The 8,695-nt window shown below is 62.7% G+C and carries 8 protein-coding genes; 6 read left to right on the top strand and 2 right to left on the bottom strand.

Translation table 11 applies throughout. The annotated features are described in order from the left end of the window. The 3 genes from HGI47_RS23055 to HGI47_RS23050 all read left to right on the top strand — a co-directional run. Positions 1-242: hypothetical protein (locus HGI47_RS23055; protein WP_370521664.1), on the top strand; the 242-nt coding region annotated here is incomplete at its 5' end. Then, positions 184-1,191 (top strand): IS110 family transposase, encoded by a 1,008-nt coding sequence (locus HGI47_RS07855; RefSeq protein ID WP_125956734.1) that lies wholly within the window; start codon positions 184-186, stop codon positions 1,189-1,191. The genes HGI47_RS23055 and HGI47_RS07855, both read left to right, overlap by 59 nt. Before the next feature lie 216 nt (positions 1,192-1,407). After that, positions 1,408-1,647: a helix-turn-helix domain-containing protein gene (locus HGI47_RS23050; protein WP_125956893.1), complete on the top strand. Its 240-nt coding sequence runs from the start codon at positions 1,408-1,410 to the stop codon at positions 1,645-1,647. A gap of 93 nt (positions 1,648-1,740) precedes the next feature. Here HGI47_RS23050 and HGI47_RS07845 read toward each other — a convergent pair whose 3' ends face one another. Then, positions 1,741-2,340 (bottom strand): TetR/AcrR family transcriptional regulator, encoded by a 600-nt coding sequence (locus HGI47_RS07845; RefSeq protein ID WP_118074966.1) that lies wholly within the window; start codon positions 2,338-2,340, stop codon positions 1,741-1,743. Between the two features lie 80 nt (positions 2,341-2,420). Here HGI47_RS07845 and HGI47_RS07840 point away from each other — a divergent pair, with 80 nt between their 5' ends. Genes HGI47_RS07840 through HGI47_RS07830 form a run of 3 tightly spaced genes read left to right on the top strand, consistent with a single transcriptional unit; the run spans position 2,421 to position 7,956 of the window. Continuing rightward, positions 2,421-3,476 (top strand): efflux RND transporter periplasmic adaptor subunit, encoded by a 1,056-nt coding sequence (locus HGI47_RS07840; protein ID WP_125956736.1) that lies wholly within the window; start codon positions 2,421-2,423, stop codon positions 3,474-3,476. Next, entirely contained in the window at positions 3,473-6,565 is a 3,093-nt protein-coding gene (locus tag HGI47_RS07835) for an efflux RND transporter permease subunit (RefSeq protein WP_168852271.1), read from the top strand. Before HGI47_RS07840 ends, HGI47_RS07835 begins: the two co-directional genes overlap by 4 nt. Continuing rightward, a complete protein-coding gene (locus HGI47_RS07830; protein WP_168852270.1) occupies positions 6,562-7,956 on the top strand; it encodes an efflux transporter outer membrane subunit in 1,395 nt (464 codons plus the stop codon). Before HGI47_RS07835 ends, HGI47_RS07830 begins: the two co-directional genes overlap by 4 nt. A 446-nt stretch (positions 7,957-8,402) precedes the next feature. Here HGI47_RS07830 and HGI47_RS22405 read toward each other — a convergent pair. Next, on the bottom strand, positions 8,403-8,695 hold a 293-nt coding region (locus HGI47_RS22405), incomplete at its 5' end, for a hypothetical protein (protein WP_206066067.1).

Here is an 8,695-nt window from a genome sequence, read left to right as displayed (position 1 = left end):
TGGCGACGCGTGGCAACGCGATACGACCGCTGTCCAACCGTCTTCTTCTCCGCCCTCGCACTCGCCGCAACCGTGCTCTTCTGGCTGTGATCAGTGAGTCATCGTGTAATTGCGGCTGCTTCCCTCGGAGCTCGGTTGAGGCGCACACTTCTGGTTGTCGAATCCTGAAGGAGGGAAGCAGCCATGAAGCACTATGCCGGATTAGACCTGTCGATGGAATCCACGCAGGTCTGCATCGTTGATGACAATGGTCGGAAGGTCGTGTCCGAGAAAGTGGAAAGCTCTCCGGAAGCGATCGCCATGATGCTGGAGCGATACGGTCCAATCGAGCGGGCGGTGATCGAAACGGGCCGCATGTCGCCGGCGATTTGCCTTGGTCTGCGTGAACTGGGTATCCCGGTGGTGTGCATCGATGCCCGCCAGGCGCACCAGAGCCTCAAAGCAATGAAGGCGAACAAGACCGACCCTCACGATGCCGCCGGCCTCGCACAGTTGGCGCGCACCGGCTTCTTCAAGGAGGTGCACGTCAAATCCCCTGCAGCGCATGGCGTCCGCAGCGTGATCACCGCACGCAGCCATCTGGTGGAAGCGCGTGTCCGCCTCGACAACACGATCCGCGGTCTCTGCGCGACGTTCGGCTATCGGCCCGGCGCAGGTCAAGGGAAGGCTTTCCTTGAACGGATCATGCAGGCCGCCCACATCCCGGGCCTTGGCGACGCCATCGCATCCTTGCTGTCCGTGCGCGCGGAACTGGTCGAGCAAATTAAGGAAATGGACCGCCGCCTGCGTGTCATCGCGAGCCAGTCACAAGCCTGCGAAATCTTGATGACCATCCCAGGTGTCGGCGTTCAGACCTCAGCCGCCTTCGCCGCTGCAGTGGATGAAGCGGGGCGTTTCCGACAATCGCGCAATGCCGGGGCCTACTTCGGCCTTGTGCCCCGACGTCATCAGTCGGGTGAGCTCGACTGGACAGGCAGGATCACCAAACAGGGCGACAGCACGGTGCGCAAGCTGCTCTACGAAGCCGCCAACTCGATCCTGACTAGGAGCCGAGAGACCTTCGCCCTGAAGACATGGGCCATGAAGATCGCCAAGCGCCGGGGCCTTAAGAAGGCTCGCGTCGCCCTGGCTCGCCGCCTTGCGGTCATCATGCATGCCATGCTGCGCGACGGCACTTTGTTCCAAGCTTGAGTTGGGGTAGAACCTGCTTGCCAGCGGTGAAGCGTCAAAGCTGATCCGAGGGCGGTGTCCCGAGAGGGAACGCAGGGACGAACGATCTGCGAAGGTAGTCAGATGGGCAGCAAAGCCCGCTTCGAGTCAATGCAACGTTCGCCTCTGTGAGACCCGATACAGCACGACCAGGCTCCGGCTCGGTCAGTGCGGACAGATCCATGAAACCCTCAAGGGATCACACCGCCCAGCTCTGCAATTACAGATCCTGAGCCTAACCCAAACCGGCCTTTGTCTCGAAGCTATCTTCTTGAACGAGTTTGGGGCACTGGAGTTGATGTCCACTCCCGCACTCTTGACACCCATATTGCTAGACTGCGCCGTAAACTGGATTTGGGCGAGACAGTCGGAGTGACCATACGAACATTGTATGGATTCGGCTACCAGCTGGAAGCGGTAATTGATCATCCTATGTGACATCCGGCGTGGGTTGCAATTGAAGCTGAATTGCAATTTCTCACACACTGGTAAGTCGGGGCGGGCCGTACAGGCATGTATGGCGAACTTGGTTTACGCTGCCGAAGACGAGTGGGTAGCCAAGAGACGATCGAGGTGCGTTTCAATCAGCTTCCCGGGCTCGATGAAGGGAAATTCCGGCCGGGTCAGGAAGATTGCGACAAGCCCGTGAATGCCAGCCCACACACTTTGGGCAGCTACTTCTGCTTCATTCGCGTTGCCCAAATGAGCCGTCATTGCTTCTCGCAAGATGGAAAAAGTCGCGAGCCCAGCCTCAAGCCCGCGGTGCATCCCGCTTTCCTCGTCGACAGCGATCTCGGCCATGAACGCTACGCGATACGCTGCGGGCTCTTCTAGACCAAACTGGATATAAGCTCGGCATAGTTCGCGTAGACGCTGAGCAGAGGGCAACGACTGATCAACAGAGCGAAGCCGGCGTTCAAGAAAGCCGAAAGCCCGAATGCAGAGCTCGACAGCAATCGCGTCCCGACTGGCAAAATGCGCGTACAATGACGGCTGACTGATACCTACAGCCAAGGCGATTTGTCGGGTGGTGGTGCTGTCGAGGCCATGCTCGAGAAACAGGCGTTGCGCCTCATCAAGGATCTGCTCACGCCGGTCTGCAGACCGCGTTGATTTCGCTGGTGGCGCCATACGCTCCTTTTGCCACTTGACCTCCGTGCGTCAACCGATCACTGATCGGCTATCAATGATAGGTTTCGGAGTCGAACCTAATGCTGCGCGTACCAACGCCTTGTTTCGGCGCTCTAGCGATTGCCAGCGCAGGTCTGGTTGCGTCTTGTTCGCCGACCACCGCCAATAATGCCGATCAGATCGCAATGGTCGAGGCGGTACTGCCTCGCAGTTTGCCGGGTGCCCAAGACAGTCGAGGCGCCGAACGGTATCCGGTCCGCGTAATTTACGACCGAGAGGCGATGATATCGCTAAGGGTCGGCGGCACGCTGACCGCGCTTCCGGTGCACCCCGGGGATCGAGTCGCGGCAGGAGCCGTTCTCGCAGAGATTGACCCGACACTGCAGGTATCCAGCGAACAACGGGCAGCAGCAGACGTCGCGCAACTCGAGAGGGCTGTGCGCCGGAACGCAACGCTTCTCCCAGCGGGCGCAATATCGGAAGCGCAGCAGCAGGATTTACAGTCCGCGCTGGCGGCGGCGCAGGCAGCGCTACGCGCCGCGCGCTATGACAGGGCTTCCACTGTGGCGCGGGCACCGTTCCGGGGATTGATACTCGCCCGGATGCATGAGGCTGGCGAAACGGTCGCTCCGGGCGAACCGGTGCTGCGTATGGCGGATGTCAACAGCCCGCTCATTGCCCGCGCCGCGGTCACTCCTGCACGCGCTGCCGGCATTGCCCCGGGCAGGCCGGTCCTGCTCACGCTTGCAGGTATGGGTGAGATTTCCGGCAAGGTCTTGCGCAAGGGTAGCGCGGTGGACCCTGTCACCGGTACGCTCGATGTCGATATCGGCCTGCCCGCCAGTCCCGGTGTAGCAAGCGGATTGACCGGCAGCGTTTCCCTGACGTCCAGCAGCGCGCAGGCGTCCGGGCGCCTCTATATCCCGGCAGAAGCCTTGTTGGACGCGAACGGCCGCAACGGGCATGTGCTGGTGGTGGACCCGGCCCGCGGCATTGCCCGTCTGCATGCCATCACCTTGCACGGCTTCATTGGCGACATGCTCGAGGTTGAAGGCCTCCCCGCGTCGGCACGCGTGATCACGGCCGGTGCAGGCTTCGTTCGTGATGGTCAGAAGGTGCGGGTGGACGCCAGATGAGCTTCAATCCTGCGGCCTTTGCTCTTGCGCGCTGGCAGTTCACACTGGTGGCTATAGTGCTGCTTGCTGCACTCGGTCTCGCGGCGCTGTTGACCATACCGCGGACCGAGGATCCGCAACTCGATCCGCCAATCTTCATCATCAACGCGGTGCTTCCGGGCGCATCTCCGAGCGAGGTGGAGGAACTGGTCACGCGGCCGGTCGAGGATGCGGTCTACCGGCTCGACGGCATTCGCGAAGTGCGCTCGCGCAGCACCGATGGGCTTTCCGTCACAAGGATCGAGTTCAACTGGGGCACAAACCCTGAAAGCAGTTACGACAAGGTGACACGCGAGGTCTCCGCCCTGCGCGCCAGCTTGCCGCAGGGGTTGCAACGGCTCGACATCGTGCGCGGGCGGCCGATCAACGTTTCGATCGTCGAAGTGGCCCTGGTCAGCGAATATCTTCCGATGCGGCGGCTCGAGAAAGTCGCCGACCGCCTGCGGGAAAGACTGGGGACCATTCCGGGGATCAACGAGGCGCGCTACTGGGGCGCAGGCCGGACCGAGATGCGCGTGTCGCTGGATATGGCACGGCTAGCCTCGCTGCGCTTGTCACCCACGGCGGTCACTCAGGCCCTGCGTGCGGCCGGCGAGGAGAGCCCTTTGGGCGCGGTCAATGCTGCTGCGCGCCGGTTCACCGTGAAATACGGGGGTGCCTTCCGCTCGCCCGAAGATATTGCCGCAGTGCCAGTCTTACCTGGAGATGGCCGGGCATTGCGTGTCGGTAACGTGGCACAAGTGGCGTGGGCGCAGGACGATCATGATCATATCACGCGATTCAACGGCCAGCGGGCCCTGCTGGTAACGGCGACACAGGCAAAGGATCAGGACGTGACGCGCCTGTCCGCTTCCATCAATGCCGAACTCGATGCCTTCGAGCGGACGCTCCCGGGCGGTGTAAAGTTGGTGCGCGGATTCGACCAGTCCGAGAACGTGAAGCACCGGATAGGAGGTCTGACGCGCGACTTCCTGATCGCTCTGGTCCTGGTCAGCCTCACCTTACTGCCGCTGGGCCTCCGTGCGGCAGGGGTGGTCATGATCGCTATTCCGCTTTCGCTGCTGATCGGCGTTGGCATCCTTGCAGGCTTGGGCTTCACCCTGAACCAGTTGGCGATTGCCGGCTTTGTTCTCGCGCTGGGCATCCTCGTCGACGATGCGATCGTGGTGGTCGAGAACATCGCCCGCTGGCTGCGCGAAGGGGCGGACCGCACCACGGCAGTCATCAAGGGCACCGGGCAGATCGCGCTGGCAGTGCTTGGCTGCACCGCGTGCCTCGTGTTCGCATTCGTGCCGCTCCTTGCTCTTCCCGAGGCTTCGGGTGAATTCATCCGCTCGTTGCCGGTCGCAGTCATAGCCACGGTTCTTGGCTCGCTGATCGTGGCCTTTGCCATGACGCCGCTTGCCGCGCGTTTGCTCCTCTCGCGCGATGAACATCCCGAGGGCAACAAACTGCTGCAGGCCGTCCAGCGCGGCATTCATCGCTTCTATGCTCCGGTCCTGCACCGAGCGCTCGATCGCCCACGGCGCTGGATGATCGGTCTGCTGCTGCTGTGTGTCTTGTCGCTGCCATTGGCGAAGGTCATTGGGTCGAGCCTGTTTCCACCGGCCGAGACGCCGCAGTTTCTGGTCCGGGTGGAGATGCCGCAAGGTACTGCACAGCGTCGCACCGATCAGGCCGTGAGCTGGGTGGAGCACGTCGTCTCCGCGCGCTCCGAAGTGCGCTGGACATCGGCCAATGTCGGCCGTGGCAACCCGCAACTCTACTATAACGTGGCGCAGCGCGAGACCGACCCCGCGTTCGGCGAAGTCGCCGTCGGGCTCAAGGCGTGGGAGCCGGGCAAGTCCGAAGCGCTGCTGGCTGACCTGCGCCGCCGCTTCGACAGCTATCCCGGTGCGCGCATCAGCATCGTCACGTTCGTGAACGGGCCCGAGATCGAGGCGCCGATCGTCGTGCGTATTTCCGGGCCTGACGTTGCCCGTCTGGCGGCCCTGTCTCGCAAGGCAGAGGCGGTCATGGCGGATGTTCCCGGTGTTCGCGACATCGGCAATCCGCTGCGCCAGCCCCGCACAGACCTGCACCTTGCGGTGGATGAAGCGGCAGCATCCGCACTCGGCGTTGCTCCGGGTGCAATCCGCGATGCCGTCCGCACGGGACTGTCCGGCAGCTCCGTGGCAAGCTACCGCGATGCCGATGGCGACGATTACGCCGTGACGGTGCGAATGCCCAATGCGGGACGAAGCGAGCTAGGCCAGCTCGGACAGCTCTTCGTGCCGACCAAGGCTGGCGGCAGTGCGCCGCTGTCGGCGCTTGCCACGCCGGAATTGCGCTCGGAAGCGGCACGGATCGACCGCCTGCGCCGCGCGCGCATGGTCACGCTTACTGCGTACACGGACCCTGGCGTGCTGGTCTCGAAGGCAACCGCGCAAGTCCTCGAGCGGGTGCAGGCCGAAGTCGACCTGCCGCCGGGCTACAGCATTTCGCTCGGCGGTGAGGCTGAGACGTCCTCGCGCAGCTTTGCAGGTCTCGTCCCGGCCATCGTCGTATCATCGCTGGGCATTCTCGCCGTGCTGGTCCTCGAATTCGGGCGCTTCCGTACCGTGGCCGTGGTCGCGGGGATCGTACCATTCGGCTTTCTCGGCGCCATCGTCGCGCTCTGGCTTACGGGCAATTCGTTATCGTTCACCGCAGCAGTCGGGCTGATTGCGCTGGTAGGCATCGAGATCAAGAATTCGATCCTGCTGGTCGATTTCACCGAGCAGCTCGAACGCGACGGCCTGCCGGTCCGCGAAGCCGTGGAGCGAGCAGGCGAACTTCGCTTCCTGCCGGTACTATTGACTTCGGTCACGGCGATCGGCGGCCTGCTGCCCCTTGCCGTCGAGAACAGCGGCCTGTTTTCGCCCATGGCCATTGCCATGATCGGCGGGCTCGTTTCGTCGACCTTGCTTGCCCGCATTGCAACGCCGGTCATGTATCTTCTTCTCGCCGGCAAGGGCGCGGGTGGAAGACCGGAAGAAACCGTCGCCACTCCGGAAGGACTTCCTGCATGACGCTGCGACGGTTCCTTGGCCTTGCCTGTGCTTGCAGTTTTCTTGCGGCATGCACGGTCGGCCCGGACTACGCTCCGCCCGAGGTGCAGATTGCGCCGGCGTGGCGGCAGCCCGTGGCCAGCGGCGCTGCATCTTCCGAGCCCTGGTGGAAGGCCTTTCGCGACCCGGTACTCGACCGGCTTCAGAACGAAGCACAGGCCGGAAACCTGACGATCGAGCAGGCGCTGGCACGCGTCGACCAAGCGCGTGTTGCGGCAGCTGCGGCAGGTGCGGCGCGCTTGCCGGTGGTCGAAGCGAATGGCACTGCCGCACGGGCACAGCAGTCGCTTAACTCGGGCCTCGGGCAGTTGTCCCGTTACGTGCCGGACCTGCCACGAACAGTCGATAGCGGGAGCGCGACGCTGAATGGTTCGTGGGATCTCGACTTGGCCGGCGGTATACGCCGCCGTCAGGAAGCAGCCCGCGCCAGCCTAGTGGAGGCCGAAGCCGGCGTGCAGGCTGCACGGCTTGCGGTCACAGCTGAACTGGCGCAGGCTTACTTTCGGCTTCGGACAGCTGAGGCGCAGGGCCGCGCGCTTGCTGTCCTGGCCCGGGAAGCGCGAGACCGCGCCGCGATCATGCAGGCGCGGCAGACTGCTGGCGCTGCGTCCCTGGCAGATGCCGAGCGAACCTCGGCGCTGGCTGAGCAGGCGGCCGCCGCCCTTCCGGAAATCGAGGCGAGGGTGGAGGCGGAAAGAGCGCAGATCGCGGTCCTTGTGGGCCGTTCGCCCTCACTCCCGCTTGATCTGGCAGGGCAAATGCCAGTCCTTTCCGCGGATCCTGTAGGTGGATTGCCGGCATCAGTGCTCAGGGCAAGGCCTGACGTTGCAATGGCTGAGGCCCGTCTGGTGGCCAGCAACGCCGCGATCGGGGCCGCGCTCGCCGAATACTGGCCAAGCATTTCGATCGGGGGGCTGATCGGAGTGCAGAGCAATCGCTTCGGCGAACTGTTCACCGGAGATTCTGTCGCGATCCAGGGTGCAGTCGGCCTGCGCTGGCGCCTGTTCGACTTCGGGCGGATCGATGCGCAAGTTGCTTCGGCGCGCGGTCGGCATCGCGAGATGCTGGCGGCATACCGTGAGACTGTCCTGCGCGCCACGGCTGACGTGGAAAGCGGGCAGGCAGCGCTGATGACCGCACGCCAGGCCTATGCTCGCACCGAGGCCGAGGTCAAAGCGCGAGCGGCGGCTTTGGCCCGCGATACGGATGCGTTTCGCGCAGGTGCGATTAGCAAGGAGGAGCTGTCCGCTTCGCAAACTGCGCAAGTGGAAGCTGAAGCGCGACTGATTGCCGAACGAGGACGGGTGGCTGCCGGGGTCGTCGGTCTTGCCAGAGCGTTGGCTTTGCCATGAGCCGGTAACTTGCAGGCAAAAATGCGAATGAAGGACGATCCGGTCTGCATAGCGCGACGTCATATGGCAAAGTCGGTAGATTCTGCAGCGTATGCTTCAAACGCGATGGTGTGAATTCCATCCGGTCCCGCTGCCGCGCACCTGCCACACGATAGGATGTGAGCAGGCCGCCATCATCGATATCGTTGAAGAATTCGGCGATCGCGGAGCACTCGAACAGGACGGTGTGTTGGCCACCGGTGTCGGTCACCTGACGTAGCGGGACCTTACCGGGCGGCGAGATCGACAGGAACCAGTCTGGTCCGGCTTTCACCGCAGGAAGTCGTATCGAACCCAAATCTGCCGATTGCGAAGAAGAAAGCAGAAGTCCTGCAAGGTGCCTAAAATTCAGCTATTTCGACCGTCAGTGTTGCCGCCAGAAAGCGGTGGTTTGTGACGGATGACCTCTATATTTTTTGTAAGAAATCGTCCGGATACATCGATTGATACAGGTGGTGCCACTGCCTCGGATCGACGAGTGAGACATCCGAACGGGGCACCGGGCTCGTGATCCACAGACCCCGCCCATCAAAATGATCATCATTGTGGTACTCAAAGCCGCGTTTTACTCTCACCTCGTAGATGTCGAGTGTATCGAGCTGGTGCCCAGCCCTGAGGAGGTGGGATGATGGCTTGAGCTGATGATGTATGAATTGGAACGCGTCCCTGAGGAAAGCGACCAAATGGAGCCTAGGCTCAG

Origin of the sequence: Novosphingobium sp. ERN07 (assembly GCF_012641335.1) — a bacterium.
Lineage (GTDB): Bacteria > Pseudomonadota > Alphaproteobacteria > Sphingomonadales > Sphingomonadaceae > Novosphingobium.
This window is presented reverse-complemented; position numbering and strand designations above follow the sequence as displayed.

Excerpts from the sequence above, each read along its gene's own strand:
- HGI47_RS07830 (WP_168852270.1), top strand. The coding sequence starts at position 6,562 with ATGACGCTGCGACGGTTCCTTGGCCTTGCCTGTGCTTGCAGTTTTCTT.
- HGI47_RS07840 (WP_125956736.1), top strand. The coding sequence starts at position 2,421 with ATGCTGCGCGTACCAACGCCTTGTTTCGGCGCTCTAGCGATTGCCAGC.
- HGI47_RS07845 (WP_118074966.1), bottom strand. The coding sequence starts at position 2,340 with ATGGCGCCACCAGCGAAATCAACGCGGTCTGCAGACCGGCGTGAGCAG.
- HGI47_RS07855 (WP_125956734.1), top strand. The coding sequence starts at position 184 with ATGAAGCACTATGCCGGATTAGACCTGTCGATGGAATCCACGCAGGTC.
- HGI47_RS07835 (WP_168852271.1), top strand. The coding sequence starts at position 3,473 with ATGAGCTTCAATCCTGCGGCCTTTGCTCTTGCGCGCTGGCAGTTCACA.